The sequence below is a fragment of the Trueperella sp. LYQ143 genome (assembly GCF_046599595.1).
GTDB lineage: Bacteria > Actinomycetota > Actinomycetes > Actinomycetales > Actinomycetaceae > Trueperella.
On sequence record NZ_JBKIWR010000013.1, the window covers coordinates 64,602 to 80,369 of the forward strand.

The 15,768-nt window shown below is 54.6% G+C and carries 18 protein-coding genes; all 18 read left to right on the forward strand.

Going from position 1 to position 15,768, the window contains the following annotated elements; all coding sequences use genetic code 11:
- Nucleotides 1–2: 2 nt before the first annotated feature.
- Nucleotides 3–515, forward strand: coding sequence for an rRNA maturation RNase YbeY (gene ybeY, locus ACLHIL_RS06010; RefSeq protein ID WP_411297054.1), 513 nt, complete (start codon nt 3–5; stop codon nt 513–515).
- Nucleotides 512–1,780, forward strand: a complete 1,269-nt coding sequence (locus ACLHIL_RS06015) for a hemolysin family protein (protein ID WP_411297055.1) — start codon at nt 512–514, stop codon at nt 1,778–1,780. Before ybeY ends, ACLHIL_RS06015 begins: the two co-directional genes overlap by 4 nt.
- Nucleotides 1,773–2,723, forward strand: a complete 951-nt coding sequence (era, locus tag ACLHIL_RS06020) for a GTPase Era (protein WP_411297056.1) — start codon at nt 1,773–1,775, stop codon at nt 2,721–2,723. The genes ACLHIL_RS06015 and era overlap by 8 nt, the downstream gene beginning before the upstream one ends.
- 70 nt (nt 2,724–2,793) lie before the next feature.
- On the forward strand, nt 2,794–3,006 hold the full coding sequence (locus ACLHIL_RS06025; RefSeq protein WP_411297057.1) for a hypothetical protein: 213 nt from the start codon (nt 2,794–2,796) through the stop codon (nt 3,004–3,006).
- Between the two features lie 197 nt (nt 3,007–3,203).
- Nucleotides 3,204–4,931 carry a 2-isopropylmalate synthase gene (gene leuA / locus ACLHIL_RS06030; RefSeq protein ID WP_411297090.1) on the forward strand — a complete coding sequence of 576 codons (1,728 nt, stop codon included), beginning with the start codon at nt 3,204–3,206 and terminating at the stop codon, nt 4,929–4,931.
- A gap of 309 nt (nt 4,932–5,240) precedes the next feature.
- Nucleotides 5,241–5,975 (forward strand): DNA repair protein RecO, encoded by a 735-nt coding sequence (gene recO, locus ACLHIL_RS06035; RefSeq protein WP_411297058.1) that lies wholly within the window; start codon nt 5,241–5,243, stop codon nt 5,973–5,975.
- Entirely contained in the window at nt 5,975–6,712 is a 738-nt protein-coding gene (uppS, locus tag ACLHIL_RS06040; RefSeq protein WP_411297059.1) for a polyprenyl diphosphate synthase, read from the forward strand. The genes recO and uppS overlap by 1 nt, the downstream gene beginning before the upstream one ends.
- Before the next feature lie 262 nt (nt 6,713–6,974).
- Nucleotides 6,975–8,351, forward strand: a complete 1,377-nt coding sequence (gene hisD, locus ACLHIL_RS06045) for a histidinol dehydrogenase (RefSeq protein ID WP_411297060.1) — start codon at nt 6,975–6,977, stop codon at nt 8,349–8,351.
- Nucleotides 8,348–9,451, forward strand: coding sequence for a histidinol-phosphate transaminase (locus tag ACLHIL_RS06050; protein ID WP_411297061.1), 1,104 nt, complete (start codon nt 8,348–8,350; stop codon nt 9,449–9,451). The genes hisD and ACLHIL_RS06050 overlap by 4 nt, the downstream gene beginning before the upstream one ends.
- Complete coding sequence (gene hisB, locus ACLHIL_RS06055) at nt 9,448–10,047, forward strand: imidazoleglycerol-phosphate dehydratase HisB (protein ID WP_411297062.1); 600 nt, start codon at nt 9,448–9,450, stop codon at nt 10,045–10,047. The genes ACLHIL_RS06050 and hisB overlap by 4 nt, the downstream gene beginning before the upstream one ends.
- Entirely contained in the window at nt 10,044–10,844 is an 801-nt protein-coding gene (locus ACLHIL_RS06060; protein ID WP_411297063.1) for a hypothetical protein, read from the forward strand. Before hisB ends, ACLHIL_RS06060 begins: the two co-directional genes overlap by 4 nt.
- Nucleotides 10,841–11,605: a bifunctional 1-(5-phosphoribosyl)-5-((5-phosphoribosylamino)methylideneamino)imidazole-4-carboxamide isomerase/phosphoribosylanthranilate isomerase PriA gene (gene priA / locus ACLHIL_RS06065; RefSeq protein WP_411297064.1), complete on the forward strand. Its 765-nt coding sequence runs from the start codon at nt 10,841–10,843 to the stop codon at nt 11,603–11,605. Before ACLHIL_RS06060 ends, priA begins: the two co-directional genes overlap by 4 nt.
- An 87-nt stretch (nt 11,606–11,692) precedes the next feature.
- A complete protein-coding gene (locus ACLHIL_RS06070) occupies nt 11,693–12,424 on the forward strand; it encodes an SseB family protein (protein WP_411297065.1) in 732 nt (243 codons plus the stop codon).
- A 258-nt stretch (nt 12,425–12,682) separates the two neighbouring features.
- Nucleotides 12,683–13,348 carry a translation initiation factor IF-3 gene (gene infC, locus ACLHIL_RS06075; protein WP_411297066.1) on the forward strand — a complete coding sequence of 222 codons (666 nt, stop codon included), beginning with the start codon at nt 12,683–12,685 and terminating at the stop codon, nt 13,346–13,348.
- A gap of 57 nt (nt 13,349–13,405) precedes the next feature.
- On the forward strand, nt 13,406–13,600 hold the full coding sequence (rpmI, locus tag ACLHIL_RS06080; RefSeq protein ID WP_411297067.1) for a 50S ribosomal protein L35: 195 nt from the start codon (nt 13,406–13,408) through the stop codon (nt 13,598–13,600).
- Nucleotides 13,601–13,618: 18 nt separating this feature from the next.
- Nucleotides 13,619–13,999, forward strand: a complete 381-nt coding sequence (gene rplT, locus ACLHIL_RS06085; RefSeq protein WP_411297068.1) for a 50S ribosomal protein L20 — start codon at nt 13,619–13,621, stop codon at nt 13,997–13,999.
- Between the two features lie 189 nt (nt 14,000–14,188).
- Complete coding sequence (locus tag ACLHIL_RS06090) at nt 14,189–14,764, forward strand: dTDP-4-dehydrorhamnose 3,5-epimerase family protein (RefSeq protein ID WP_411297069.1); 576 nt, start codon at nt 14,189–14,191, stop codon at nt 14,762–14,764.
- Between the two features lie 29 nt (nt 14,765–14,793).
- Complete coding sequence (locus tag ACLHIL_RS06095; RefSeq protein WP_411297070.1) at nt 14,794–15,717, forward strand: TrmH family RNA methyltransferase; 924 nt, start codon at nt 14,794–14,796, stop codon at nt 15,715–15,717.
- The last annotated feature ends 51 nt before the right edge of the window (nt 15,718–15,768 follow it).

A 15,768-nucleotide genomic window follows, 5' to 3' on the forward strand; every position in this document is an offset into this window, starting at 1 on the left:
TCATGATTGAAGTCAACGACGAATCAGGCTTTGAGCCAGCAGTCGAGGTTCGCGAAGTCTCTGAGCTGGCGAGCTGGGTGCTTGCAGAGATGCGGATTCACCCGCAGGCGGATTTATGCATCTTGTTAGTTGACGAGGAAACAATGGCGGATCTGCACATGCAGTGGATGGATTTGCCTGGTCCGACGGATGTGCTCTCTTTCCCAATGGATGAGCTACGCCCTACTCCCATTGGGATGGATCCTAAGCCCGGTATGCTCGGAGATATTGCGGTATGCCCAGCGGTGGCTGCCCGTCAGGCCGTGCGCTCTGGCCATGCCACGATGGAAGAGATCCTGCTACTCGTTACGCACGGGATTTTGCACCTCCTGGGGTATGACCACGTTGAAGAGGAGGAAAAGACTCAGATGTTTGACTTACAGCGCCGATTATTGCTGACCTTCTTAGCGCGTAAACCGCGTCCGGAAGGCTCTGGCGATATCGATGATATTGCTCCAACGGTGGATGATGAATGATTGAATCAGAAGCTCCCCTTGCCCTTGTTATTTGTGTGACGGTACTGGCCCTCGTCGGGACGGAAATAACGGCACTAATTTTGCAGGCATTAAATGCTATTACGCGGCCACGGGTTCGTCATGCCGTTGATCTAGGGATGGCGGGGCGTTATTTGGCTCGGATTTATGAGCGGCGGGCGGCTGCGTATGCAGCAGTTTCGGTATTGCGAACGCTGTGTATCGTCATCCTCGGTACTGGAGTATTGGTCTTGATTTCAGACTATATCCATCGGGCATGGCTTGTTTGGCCACTGGCTATTGGGCTGACGATTGCTATTCTCGTTACCATCGCGCTTGTTCTTCCAGCTCATATCGGTTCCAAACATCCGGTGCGGACCTTGCGGCTATCGGGTCGCATGGTCTGGATGCTCACCCGTATTGGCTCACTATTTGTTGAACACAGCGAACCCGATGATGAAGAAGAGCGGGAAAATCTGCATGAGGACGAGTTGAAAGTCATGGTGGAGCGCGTGTCGGAATCTGACGCGCTTGACGACGACGAGCGCTCTATGTTGCAGTCCGTATTTGAGCTATCAGAGACGATTGTGCGCGAGGTGATGGTGCCGCGCACGGATATGATTAGCATTGCTGCCGATCAGCCGCTAGATAAGGCGATTTCGCTATTTAGCCGTTCCGGATATTCACGTATTCCCGTCATTGGTGAATCAAGTGACGATCTGCTTGGCGTTGTTTATCTCAAGGACGCTATTCGTCGGATTCATCGCCGGACGGATACTGAGGGCGTGACGGTGGCAGATATTATGCGTGAGCCACAGTTTGTTCCCGAGACAATGTTGGCCGACAACCTTTTAGAGTTCATGCAGGCAAATTCCAACCACATTGCCTTTGCGGTGGATGAGTACGGCGGGATTGCCGGGTTAGTCACGATTGAGGACGTGCTGGAAGAACTGGTCGGCGAGATGGTAGATGAGCATGATCGGGCGCTTCCGGAAGTCGATGAGATTGAACCGGGGGTCTATCGGATCCCTGCGCGAATGCCGCTTGATGAGCTGGCTGATCTATATGATATGGAAATCGACGATAATGACGTTGATACTGCGGGTGGGTTGTTTGCAAAGGCGCTAGGTCGAATCCCTATTAGCGGCTCACATGCGGATGTGAGTGGCTTGGAGATGTCAGCGGAACGTTTTGAAGGACGACGCAAACGTTTGGCGACTATTATCGTGCGCCGACATTCACGAGAGGACGATACGGAACGTGAATAATGAGGTAACTGCTGAGGAAACACTGGATCCGTTTGCTGCTCCTGAGGATTTTCGGGCGGGTTTTGTGGCGATTGTGGGTCGGCCTAACGCGGGAAAATCCACGTTGACGAACGCGGCAGTGGGAACGAAGATCGCCATTACTGCTGACCAGCCGGAAACAACTCGCCGAGCTATCCGTGGGCTTATTCAGCGCCCTGGCGGGCAGGTCGTCATTATTGACACCCCAGGTTTACATCGCCCGCGTACCTTACTCGGGGAACGTCTTAACGATATGGTCGGTGAAGCTCTCAGCGATGTGGACGCTGTTGTCATGTGCTTTCCGGCAGATGAAAAAATCGGTCCAGGTGATCGCTTTTTGCTGGAACTCATTGCGAAGACGCGCGCCCCAATAATTGCCGCTATTACAAAGACGGATAAAGTCGCCCACAGCGCGATTGGCGATAAAATCATTGAGCTTACCCAGCTAGCTACCTTTGCTGATATTGTTCCGGTCAGTGCGGTGCGTGGTGTGCAGATTGACGATCTCGTTGAGGTGTTGATCTCGCATATGCCGCTCAGCCCGCCGTTATATCCGCGTGATACCATCACTGATGAATCCACCGAAGAACGAATCGCAGAGCTTATTCGGGAAGCTGCCCTCGTCGGGGTACGCGAAGAACTCCCACATTCGATCGCCGTTGTGGTTGACGAAATGCTGTATGAAGAGCCAACCGAGAAATATCCTCACGGGCGGGTGGTCGTTCGCGCATTGCTGTATGTGGAGCGATCTTCGCAAAAAGGTATTGTGATTGGTAAGGGCGGATCGCGCCTGAAGCAGGTTGGGCGTAGCGCTCGTAAAAATATTGCACAGTTGCTCGGTCAGCCAGTTTATCTGGATATTTACGTCAAAGTGGCGAAGGAATGGCAGCGCGATCCTAAACTATTGGGCCGGTTAGGCTTCTAGGTGATATTGGCAGATATATCGGCCTGTAATCGCCTCGGAGCCTCTAGCGCGTGTCCGATAGCCTCTTTACATGTTTATTGGGGCGAGGCGCGTCAATAGGTACTGCGTGTTAGGCGAAAACTTTGTGCGCGTTTGCGGGCAGGAGAGCGCACGGTTGGATACGTGCGAGAATAAGATGCCGAGTATCGTTGGGCAGTGCTCGGCGGGTGCGAAAGAAAAAGAAGAAAATCAGGATTCGCAACGGGCTGTTCGCCATGTTCGATGTGTGGACGCTATCCCATGACGGCGCAGAGATAAGCTAGCCTAAAACCTATGACGCGCTATCTTCAGATCCTTAGCTGCCGCGGTGAGGCCCATAGCTGACACCCTCCCCGCGGGTTCGCTTCGTCGGCGTCGGCTAATGTGTCGTTGGATCGTAGTGGATAGGAAGATGAAGACGTGAAAACACAAGGAATCGGATCGCGGCAGTGCGCCTCCCCAATGCCTATAGCGAAGTACCGGCATTTTTTGGATGTCAATCCTGTATCGCTCCCGGATCGAACCTGGCCAAACAACCGGATCACCCGTGCGCCACGGTGGCTATCCACAGATCTGCGTGACGGTAATCAGGCGCTTATTGACCCCATGCAGCCAGCACAAAAGCGCGCAATGTTTGATCTGCTCGTTGAGCTGGGATTAAAAGAGATCGAGGTCGGATTTCCTGCGGCCTCTAAGGCGGATTACGATTTCGTTCGCTCGCTCGTGGCAGACGATGCGGTTCCTGATGATGTGACGATCTCGGTGCTTACGCAATCCCGTTCCGATATTATTCATCGCACGGTCGATGCTTTGCGCGGGTTGCCGCGTGCCACGGTCCATCTGTATAACGCGACGGCGCCCGTCTTTCGAAATGTTGTCTTTCAGGCAGATCGGGAAACGATTCGCCAGCTTGCTGTCAGCGGCGCTCAAGATGTGATCTCCTATATGGAGAAATGCTTTGACGAGGAAATCGTCGGTTTTGAATACTCGCCGGAAGTTTTTGTTGATACGGAGCTCGATTTTGCGCTTGAGGTGTGCGAATCCGTAATGGACGTGTGGGAGCCAGGGCCGGATCGGGAAATGATTTTGAATCTGCCCACCACTGTTGAACGTTGTACACCAAACGTCTATGCCGATCAGATCGAATGGATGTCGCGCAACCTATCTCGGCGCGAATATATTGTGCTCTCTGCACATAATCACAATGATCGCGGGACGGGCGTGGCCACCACAGAGTTAGCTATGCTCGCTGGTATTGATCGGGTGGAAGGCTGCCTATTTGGCCAAGGGGAGCGAACCGGGAACGTCGATCTATTGACGGTTGCGCTCAATTTGTTTTCCTCTGGTATTGATCCGCAGCTTGATTTGCGCCATCTGGATGAGATCCGAACGACGGTGGAGAAATGTACCGGAATGGCGGTGCCGGCTCGATGGCCCTACGGCGGAGATCTGGTCTACACCTCCTTTTCTGGTTCCCACCAGGACGCTATTAAAAAGGGATTCACGGCCCGAGCGCGGAATGTGGCCGCCGCCGGTGGGGACGAATCGGCAGTAGTGTGGGAGGTCCCGTATTTGCCGATTGATCCGAAAGACGTCGGGCGTACCTATGAAGCAATTGTGCGGGTCAACTCGCAATCGGGTAAGGGAGGCGTCGCCTATCTCTTGTCATCCACCCGTCATCTGGAGTTGCCGCGTCGCCTGCAGGTTGAGGTGTCTTCTTTGGTGCAACGCCATACCGATACTCAAGGTGGGGAAGTGACAGCGGAAGAGCTGTGGCGTATTTTTGCTGATGAATACTTGCCCTACACTGCAGCAACTGGATTGAGCCCTTGGGGGCGTTATGTCTTGCGCGGAACAACGGCGACCACCCATGATGAGGGGCATCACACGGTATTGACGGTCACCCTCACGGAACGAAACGCCGATGGATCTGCTGTGGATCGCACTATTGCCGCCACAGGTAATGGTCCGATTGATGCCTTCACTAGCGCCTTGGGCACCATTGGCATCGACGTGGATGTGCGCGATTATGCGGAACATGCCTTAGCAGAGGGCGGCGACGCAACGGCGGTTTCCTACGTTGAATGTGAAGTGGCTAATCAGGTCGTATGGGGAGTTGGAATTGACCCTTCCACGATGACTGCGTCATTCAAAGCAATTATCTCGGCGGTCAATCGGGCCTTGCGTTAAACAATACCCGCCGGTGCGCCTCTATACGGGCAAAGCAGGAGCGCTGGCGTGTAGGAGTTCTTGCCCGCGTTAAGCAGGCAGGGTAATGGGGCGATAGCAGTAGATAGGGCTGTAGATCGCTGATACAGGCAGACGGATACGTCCATCTTGAAGCCGCGTACATTTATGGTTATCCCCGTCTATCGCTATCTGCGTGATTGATAGTAGCGAGGGGTAAGGGCACGCCATGCTAGTGGGAGGCATAGATGGGTGAGGCACACCATCGCCCAATTCCCTGTTTATATGCTGGACTTTGCCAGAATACGGAATGTGAAGACCTACCGAGATAGAGCTATTGTGCTGCGGAGTTTCGATCTGGGAGAAGCAGATCGAATCATCACGATGCTCACCCGCGATAACGGGAAGGTCCGAGCTGTCGCCAAGGGCGTCCGGAAAACAAAATCGCGTTTTGGCGCTCGCGTTGAGCCCTTTAGTGTCATCGATATTCAGCTATATCATGGTCGTTCGCTCGATATTGTCAGCCAAGTGGAATCCGTCAACACCTATGGGCGCTACCTGGTGGCTAACTACGAGCGCTTCACTGCGGCAACGGCCATGCTTGACGTCGCAGATCGGCTCACCGGCGAAGATCCCGATCCGGAGCAATTTGATTTGTTGCATGGCGCGATTCATGCGGCAGCAGTGGGCGCACATCTGCCAGATATTACACTCAACTCATATATGCTGCGCTCAATGGCGATTTCTGGCTGGCAGTTAGCGATTTTTGAATGTGCGCGATGTGGTCTTCCAGGTCCGCATCAGGCATTACATGTTCCCTCAGGTGGTGCAGTATGTGATCAGTGCCGCCCAGCCGGTGCGATGTTGCCTTCCGTTGAAACCTGGCAGTTGCTTGGCGCATTGCAGGAAGGGGATTGGGCAATTGCTGATCGTTCCAGCTCGTCAGCACGGCGAGCAGCTCAGGGGATAGTGGCAGCTTTCGTCCAATGGCATGTCGAAAGCACGGTAAAATCACTACGACACGTTCAGATGGCCCAGGAGAAGTGATGGACGCACCTAAAGATCACGGAGTACGCCACCTGGCGATTGTCATGGATGGTAATGGCCGATGGGCTAATGCCCGTGGATTACCACGAACGGAAGGGCATCGGGCAGGAGAGCGCTCCTTTATGGATGTGGTCGCTGGCGCGGTGGAGGCCGGTATTGAAGTGCTCTCGGTCTATGCCTTTTCCACTGAGAACTGGCGGCGTTCCCCGCGCGAGGTTGCTTTTTTAATGGCATACTCTCGCGATGTCATACACCGTCGGCGAGAAGAATTAAAGGAGATGGGAGTCAAGATTATCTGGTCTGGGCGCCACGCGAGATTGTGGCGATCAGTTGTCAATGAGCTACTTGATGCCCGACGAGCAACTGCGGATAACACCCGTCTAACAGTAAATTTATGCGTTAACTATGGCGGCCGTGCAGAGATTGCCGACGCGATGTCCCGTATCGCGCACGATGTTGCCGCTGGTCAGATCGCACCAGAGCGTATTACCGAAGATCTTGTTGCGAGTTACCTTTATCATCCACAGTTGCCAGATGTGGATCTTTTCATTCGCACGGGCGGCGAACAGCGAATCTCGAATTTTTTGATCTGGCAATCCTCCTATGCCGAGTTCATGTTTGTCGATCAGCCCTGGCCGGATTTCACCCGAAATGACCTATGGGAGTGTCTGCGCCGATATGGACATCGGGATCGAAGATTCGGGGCGGCTTGCGATACGGTGCTCGGTGAGGAGTAGCTACCTGCCTTAATAGAGGCGGCTATGGGATCTCCCAGCGGTATGGAATAGTAACGACGCAGCTTATCGGTACATGCCACCGAGCACAGCCCGCATGATCTGAGCCTTTGCCGGAGAAAAGAGCGCAAATACTGCCCTACCTGCCGATGAAGAGGCGAAATGCGAAACGGAAGTGCTGGATACGGGCGGATTTTCTCTTCAGGTATATTCCGCCAGATGGGCGCCCTGATCCTTAGATACTAATCCTTTGTAAACTTGAGGTATGCAGCAGTGTGATCTTCGTGGTGTGACGTTAACTCGATCAGTGCTCGCACAGCATTTGCCACGCGCTCGCGTTGATGTGGCAGCCGCTTTAGCTAGTGTTCTTCCCGTCATAGATCAGGTACGCACGGGCGGAGCTGCGGCAATCAGCGATCTGTGTGAACGTTTTGACGGGGTACGCCCGCCACAATTGCGCGTCCCTCAGCCGGTTATTGACGCGGCGCTCGATCGCCTTTCTGAGCCGGTGCGTCACGCTATGGAACACGCAATTGAACATTTATCTGCCGGGCATCTGGCTCAGTGCCCGACAGAGCGAGAGATCGAGATTGTTCCTGGGGGATATATTCGTCAGCGATGGATTCCCGTTCATCGCGTTGGGCTATATGCTCCGGGTGGATTGGCTGTGTATCCCTCGTCAGTCATCCACAACGCTATGGCTGCTCGCACCGCTGGAGTGGAATCTCTCGCTCTAGCCTCGCCACCTCAGGCAGCATACGGTGGGTATCCGCATCCGACGATCTTGGCAGCCAGTAAATTGCTCGATATTCGCGAGGTATATGCCGTCGGTGGGGCGCAAGCTATTGCCATGTTTGCCTACGGGTATGACCCGACTCCTGCACCGCGCACTGTTCGAGATGCTCCCTTGGCTGCCGCTGTTGCGGATTCAGGCTGTGAGCCGGTTGATGTCATTACCGGGCCGGGCAATATTTATGTTGCAGCAGCAAAACGTGCTGTGCAGGGGCGCGTCGGGATTGATGCGGAAGCAGGTCCGACGGAGATTGCCATTATCGCTGACGATTCAGCTAATGCAGAATATGTGGCCGCAGATCTTATTTCGCAAGCAGAACACGATCCGGCTGCAGCCTGCGTATTGATTACTCCTAGTGAAGAGCTCGCGAACAGATGCATCTCCCATATAGAACATCAGCTTTCCCAAACCGAGCATCACCAGCGGGTGGAGTGCGCGCTTAACGGGTCACAATCAGCGATAGTTCTTGTCGATGATCTTCAGGCGGCAATTGCCGTGGCTAATGCCTATGCGGCAGAACACCTGGAGATCCATACTCAATCGCCCAGAGAAGTAGTGCCCCATATACGAAATGCCGGAGCGATTTTCCTCGGTGAACACTCTCCAGTTCCGCTAGGGGATTATTTGGCTGGTTCAAATCACGTCTTACCTACCGGAGGAACGGCCCGTTTTACTGCCGGGCTCAACGTCATGACCTACCTTAAACCCGTTCAGGTGATTGACTATTCGGCACCTGCGCTCGGGCACGTGAGCCACGATATTTGCGCTCTGGCATACGCCGAAGATTTACCGGCACATGCCCAAGCAATACGCATACGTATGAGATCAGGTGAGGAGAACGCAGGATGAAACTGCCAGTGCGTCCCGAGTTTGCTGGGCAACGCCCTTATGGTGCTCCGCAGCTTAACGTTCCAGTGGCACTAAATGTTAACGAGAATCCTTTTCCGCCTCACCCGCGCCTTATTGCCGCAATTACTGCTGCCTGTGAGCGAGCCTCACGGCAGCTCAACCGCTATCCAGATCGGGAGGCGCGTCGGCTACGTTCGGCTTTGAGTGACTATCTTGCTGCGGATACCGGAGTGACCTTACATCGCGGCGAGATCTGGGCGGCTAATGGGTCGAATGAAATCATGTCCCAGATTTTGACAGCCTTCGCTGGCCCAGGGCGCACAGTGATGAGTTTTACGCCCTCATATTCCATGTATCGCGAATACACCCGCAATGTGTATTCCACTTGGTGTGAGGTCCCGCGTCGGGCAGATTACACCTTAGACCTTGCCGCGATTGAGGAACGGATGGTTGAGGCTCGCCCGGCAGTCATTTTAATATCCTCACCCAATAACCCCACTGGGACGGCCCTGCAGCGCGAGGAATTAGACGCCATTCTTACTCTTGCGGCGCAGCATGGCCCAGAGCCAGAATCGCCAGCAATGGTTGTTGTTGATGAAGCCTACGGTGAGTTTCGGCGAGATGGCGTTTCTTCTGCAGTGGAACTGATTAGTTCCTGCTCTCATCTGATTGTGACGCGAACGATGTCGAAGGCCTTTGGGGCAGCGGGATTGCGTTTGGGATATATGGCAGCGCGTCCAGAGGTGATTGACGTTATTCGCGTGGTTCGCTTGCCCTATCATCTGTCGGCATTAACGCAGGCGGCGGCCTGTGCTGTTCTAGAACATCGAGATCCGTTGATGGAGCAGATCGCCGTTTTGCGTCGGGAACGGGATCGCCTGACGGGGCGTATGCGCTCCCTCGGTTTGAATGTGCCACAATCGGATGCAAATTTTGTTTTGTTTGGCAGCTTTGCTGATCGCCATGATGTGTGGCAGCAGCTTCTTGAGCGCGGGGTTCTGATCCGCGAGGTCGGTCCGACGGGGTATTTGCGCGCTAGCATTGGAACGCCACAGGAAAATGATGTTTTTCTGCAGGCGCTTGAGGAGGTTATCGGATGAGTCGTAGTGCAACTATCGTTCGGCAAACATCAGAGTCAACGATTCGTCTCAGCATTGATCTAGATGGAACAGGGCAGGCGCATATCGTTACTGGGGTGCCTTTCTACGATCACATGTTGACGGCATTAGCTAAGCATTCGCTTATTGATATGGATATTCGCGCTGACGGTGATACGCATATTGACGCCCACCATACCGTTGAAGATACGGCGATTTGCCTCGGGCAAGCACTTGCACAAGCGTTGGGAGATAAGCGGGGCATCCGTCGTTTTGCTGATGCGACTGTGCCTTTAGACGACGCCTTAGCTCGGGCAGTAGTTGACGTTTCTGGGCGGCCCTACGTCGTACATCGCGGTGAACCTCAGGGGCAGGAATATCACCTGATTGGTGGGCATTTTACTGGTGCTTTAACGCGGCATGTGTGGGAATCTTTGGCGTATCATGCGCAGATATGCTTACATGTTGATGTGCTTGGCGGGCGCGATCCGCATCATATTGTGGAAGCGCAGTTCAAGGCGGTAGCGCGAGCTTTGCGCGGTGCCGTTGAGCCAGATCCGCGAGTGGGCGGGATACCTTCGACGAAAGGTTTACTATGAGTTCGCGTCTGCGTTACCTCGTCCTAACGCCGTTTGAGCAAGCGGATATTGTTGCTGGTATTTTGCGTATTCATCATATTGATGCGCATGTGGTGCAGACCCAATCAGGGGTGTGTGTCGTCGGCGAACAGGAGCGGGATCATTTTGATGACTGGGATATTGCGGAGCTGCTGGGGCCAGATTTAAGCCAGGGCAAGGATGATACTCCGCCGTATGACCGCGATGGCGTTGACGGGCATGCGGATCAGAAGGATTCGACGCAGAACGCTCCCGCACAGCAACACCTATCAGGTGCCGACCCGGATGGGGATACGGAGGCAAATAGTCAGGGTATATCGCACGGAGATAGCAGCACGGTAAACAGCGATCGAGCTTTAGCGGGCAATAGCGAACTAGATGGCAATGAACATGCCCAGCAGGCTGCCTGTGTGCTCTCTCAACTCTCTCGTTACGGAGTGGTGTTATTCAGCGCTGATCTTGGCGATGATGTTGGAGGCGAGTCCGGGGTGTCCGGCATGGTGCGTGCTCAGCGGTATCTCGCTGGGCATAGTGACGAGGAGATGCCGGCCGGGGTGCTGTTATCCGTCCTTGATCCGTATATTGAAGAGCTCATCATTGGCAGTGCCCAACCAGAGGGGATTGATACCCGCACGTTGACCTTGCAGCAGGTCAATGGGATTGTGCAGGCAGGCAATACGCCGCAGGGCGAGGATACGGATAGCGCCCACGACCCGAATATGTTTGCGCACGGGAATGAAAATGATGAAACTTCGCAGCGAGAACCGGAGGAAAAATGAGTGATCTTGCCGATCTTCCCGCATTAGAGTTGCTGCCTGCGGTTGATGTTGTCAATGGTCAGGCAGTGCGTCTGCATCAAGGGCAAGCAGGCACGGAAGAGGTCTTTGGTGATCCGCGCGAAGCAGTCGCGGGTTTTATTGAGCAAGGAGCGCGGTGGATTCACCTTGTGGATTTAGACGCGGCTTTTGGGCGTGGCTCTAATGCTCCACTCTTAGCGCAGATTGTACGCGAATATCCACATGTCGCCATTGAACTTTCCGGAGGTATTCGCGATGAGGCCTCTTTGGCGCGAGCTTTAGACGCAGGAGCGACGCGCGTCAATCTGGGGACGGCCGCTTTGGAAGATCCCGGCTGGACTAAACACGCTATTGAAACCTACGGTGATCGCATTGCGGTTGGTTTAGATGTGCGTGGGCAGAGACTTTCCGCTCGCGGCTGGACTCGTGATGGTGGCGATCTGTGGGATGTGCTGGCCCGTCTGAATGAGGAAGGGTGTGCCCGCTATGTCGTTACTGACGTGAATCGCGATGGGACGTTAACCGGCCCGAATTGTGAATTACTGCGCCACGTCTGCGCGGCAACAGATCGGCCGGTTGTGGCCTCCGGCGGCGTCTCACAGTTGGCGGATATTGCCACTTTGCGGGCGTTAACCCCGCAGGGGCTTGAGGGAGTAATCATCGGTAAAGCGTTATACGCAGGTAACTTTAGCTTGGCTCACGCTCTTGAGATTGCTGGTGGCCAGCCTGCGTCAGCTAAATAATGACTGTTCATCAAGCGCGTCAGGAGCGTGTTAAGGTGACTGCGCTTAGCGAACATTGGATAAATACTCTGTGGGGAAGGAGAACTGATGCCGGATCTGGATCGGTTGCTGCAACCTAATCCCTTTGCTGGTGACGACGGCTCGATGCCTGCAGAACTGGGTGAGGCGCTAGCTGCTCCCGAACATTTGCGGATGAGCGCTATCGTCTCGGCCCTACGTCGAGTACTCGTTCCGATTGATCCCCATCCACATCCGGGGCGCAATACCGATGGCAGTGTTGCCGCACATGACCGCAGCTCTTCAAACCCGTTAGAATGCCCGCCAGAAGCGCTAATAATGGTGGATTTCCCCGGAGGGCGCCGTGCTATTCCAGTGTTTTCGCATGCGGCAGCGTTGACTCGGCAATATCCGACGGCGCGGCCAGTTCCCGTTGACATCGCTCAGGTTGCAGCGGCAGCGATTACCCGTTCGGATGGTGTGCTGGTTTTGGATCCGGGAGAGCCGGAGGCGACCTGGATTGGGCGCAGCGCGGTTATGGCATTGATGACGGGTGAGGTCTGGCAAGCGCCGTGGGACGATCCGCATATTGTGGAACGAATTATGGCGGGATTAGGCGGGTATGTTCGTGGCTTGGAGTCAATATCTATTGAGCCAGGGGCGGGCGGTAGTGCAGTAGTGATGCTGTATGTGATTGCGCTATGTGATCGGGCGCAGGTCGTGAGTATCGCGGAAAAAGTCAGTGAAGCAATGATGGCTGATCCGTATGTTCGTGCGCGGCTTGACGTTGTGGAAATGCGTCCGGTCTTTGCTGGAGCGTAGTCGCAGATAAAAGTAGTTACGCGCGGCGAGAACTGCGCAAAAACGGAGAAGGTGGGCAACATCACCGACGATATGACTGGGTTGGGCGCTGTGCATCGTGGCTGTCGAGTGCCTCCTCTGGTATAGTCGTTAACCGACCAACTGGCGTCATGCCAGTATGCAAGCGGAGATTTCCCACCTAGAGGCCTGCGAAAGGGCTCGGGTTAGTAGGTCAGGCACTATTCATTGCTGTGCCATGCCCTCTGGACTCCGTGCGCATTGCACGTCGTAGGAGAAAGAGGAGCCGTTATCAACGAGCCAAGAATCAACGATCGCATCACCGTGTCCGAGGTGCGTCTCGTCGGGCCAGGCGGTGAGCAAGTAGGCGTTGTGCGCGTCAGTGATGCCCTGCGTCTTGCTCAAGAAGCCAAGCTCGATCTGGTAGAAGTTGCCCCGAATGCCAAACCGCCCGTCGCTAAATTGATGGATTATGGCAAATACAAGTATGAAGCCGCGCAGAAGGCTCGTGAGGCACGTCGTAACCAGCAAAATACGCAGCTAAAAGAGATCCGTTTGAGTCTCAAAATTGAACAGCATGATTACGAGACGAAAGTCAACCGGATCAAGAAGTTCCTCGATGCGGGGGATAAGGTAAAGATCCAGTTGCGTTTCAAAGGGCGCGAACAGCTCCGTCCGGAACTTGGTGTTCGGTTGATGGAGCGGATTTCTCGGGATGCTGAAGAAAACTCGACAGTAGAATCAGCCCCGCGCGTTGATGGCCGGAATATGGTGATGGTGCTCGCGCCTATTCGACGCAAGTCGCAAACGAAGTCAGATCAGCGTCGCCGTCGTGAAGCTCAGCGTGAACAGCGCAAGGCTGAAGAAGCGGCAGCACGTCAAGCGCAAGCTGAAGCAGCACGCGAGGGCGTAGAAGGCGCCGAATAGACCTAGTACCGCTCTGTTAAGGAGCAAGAGTCGCTGCACGCGCAGCAGGAGGAACACATGCCTAAGATGAAGACCCATTCGGGTTCCAAGAAGCGTTTCCGTACCACGGGTTCGGGCAAGCTCATGCGTGAGCAGGCGGGTAAGCGCCACCTGCTTGAGCACAAGTCAACCCGTCGTACCCGTCGTCTGTCCGCCGATCAGCCGATCGCCAAGGCAGATGTCAAGTCCGTCAAGCGTTTGCTTGGCAAGTAGTAGCGAGGAGAAAACCTAATGGCACGCGTTAAGAATGCAATTAACTCCAAGAAGAAGCGTCGTACTACGCTTGAGCGCGCCAAGGGCTACCGCGGTCAGCGTTCTCGCCTCTACCGCAAGGCCAAGGAGCAAGTCACGCACTCATTCGTGTACAGCTATCGCGATCGCAAGGTGCGTAAGAACGAGTTCCGCAAGCTGTGGATTACTCGTATTAATGCTGCTGCTCGGGCAAATGGGATGTCGTATTCCCGTTTCATGCAAGGGCTGAAGATTGCGGGTATTGACGTTGATCGCCGTATGCTTGCGGAATTAGCCGTCAACGACGCTGCAGCCTTTGCCGCTCTGGTTGACGCTGCTCGTGCAGCTCTGCCGGAGGACGTTAACGCTCCGGTTGCCTAATCATCCTGAAGCGCATACGTATGTCGACCCCCTCCCGTTAGAGGGGGTCGAACGCTATATACCTATTCCGCAGACGTATAGGTCGCAGTTGTAAAAGAGAAAGCAGATTTTATTGGGCTCGGTGCGCGCTTAGCGCTGCTATATCGGGCTAAATTGGTGTAGCATGACCTGCGGAGAGAAGGAGTTTTCATGGTAGAGATCCGAGAAGCAACCATTACTCACACCGATATTGAGGGTTTGCTCGTCATCACCCCGAAATGTGTTACTGATGAACGCGGGACGATTCGTGAGCTTATCCGTCGTTCCTGGTTAGCGGAAAACGGTATCGTCGATAACTTCGAACAGGCGAACAACACGTTGACCCATCAAGGTGGTCTGCGAGGTCTGCATGCAGAGGCAATGACGAAACTGGTGACGGTCGTCTCGGGTCGCGTATTTGGCGCCTATGTTGATATTCGCGAGGGTTCCCCGAGCTTTGGTGCGGTTGTGACGGTAGATATTACACCAGGGGTGATGGTGCTCGTACCGCAGGGTGTGTGCAATGGTTTCCAAGCGGTGGCTCCCGGAGATACGGAGTACCTGTATCTCTTTGATCGGGAATGGAAGCCCGGCATGCCAGGTAGCGCACTTGCTCCCTTGGATCCAGAATTACATATCGCCTGGCCAATTCCGGTTGATACGGAAAATCGTGCCATGATCTCCGAGAAAGATCTTAACGCCCCAACCCTCGCGCAGCTCATCGAACAACGCGCAGCAGCCCAATAATAAACAGCGATTTAGAGGGGCAAGGGATAGTGCTTTCTCGTCGGGATTCCATCACGACGATGACCGGCCAACTGAAAAAGGTTGCTGGATTGGCGCGGCATACTCAGCGGGTACGTTATCGTCAAGCGCTTGTTGAAGGGCCGCAGGCAGTGCGGGAAGCCGTGCAGTGGGCGCCGGAGCTCATCCGTGATCTTTACGTGACGCAGGCTGCCCTGGATGCTGATCCGCACCTGGAGAAATTAGCGGATGAGCGGGTGCGCTACGTCCACCTGGTGCCGGATACGGTGATGGAGAAACTTTCCCCCAATACTCAAGGCTGGTTGGCGGTAATCAATCAGGCGGATCAGATTCCCGTAGCAGATTTTTTTGCCACGAAACCGCGCTTGGTGGTGTTATGTCTCGAATCAGCAGATCCAGGTAATCTGGGAACGGTGATTCGATCTGCCGACGCGGTGGGTGCCGACGCGGTGATTACGGCAAAAACGAGCGTCGATATATTCAATCCGAAAGTCGTGCGCTCCTCTGTAGGATCGGTTTTCCATCTGCCAATCCTGAGTGGATACTCTGCCTCGGAAATAGTGCAGGCGGCGCGCGAGGCAGGGATGATGATTTTATGTGCCGACGCCCGCGGGGATCATCACCTGTACCAACCCCAGATCGTTCATGCGCAGGTGGCTTCGGGTAATGATCCGGGAGTCGGCTCGGTTCAGGCCAGCGCGCCAGCAGAGGTGAATTGCGATATGGCAGATGCCTGCGGCTATGATCTGCGCCGTCCGACTGTGTGGCTGGTGGGTAATGAGGCGCATGGGGTGAGCCAAGAACAGCGTAGCTGGGCAGATTATGTGGTGAGTATCCCGATGTGGGGGCATACTGAATCTCTTAATGCGGCAGTGGCAACGAGTTTATGCCTGTATGCCTCCGCATGTGCTCAGCGGGGATATTCCACTAATTAATCGTGTGGTTTCGTCGGTGCTGAATACGCGGCGATATGTTCCTCATCTGTA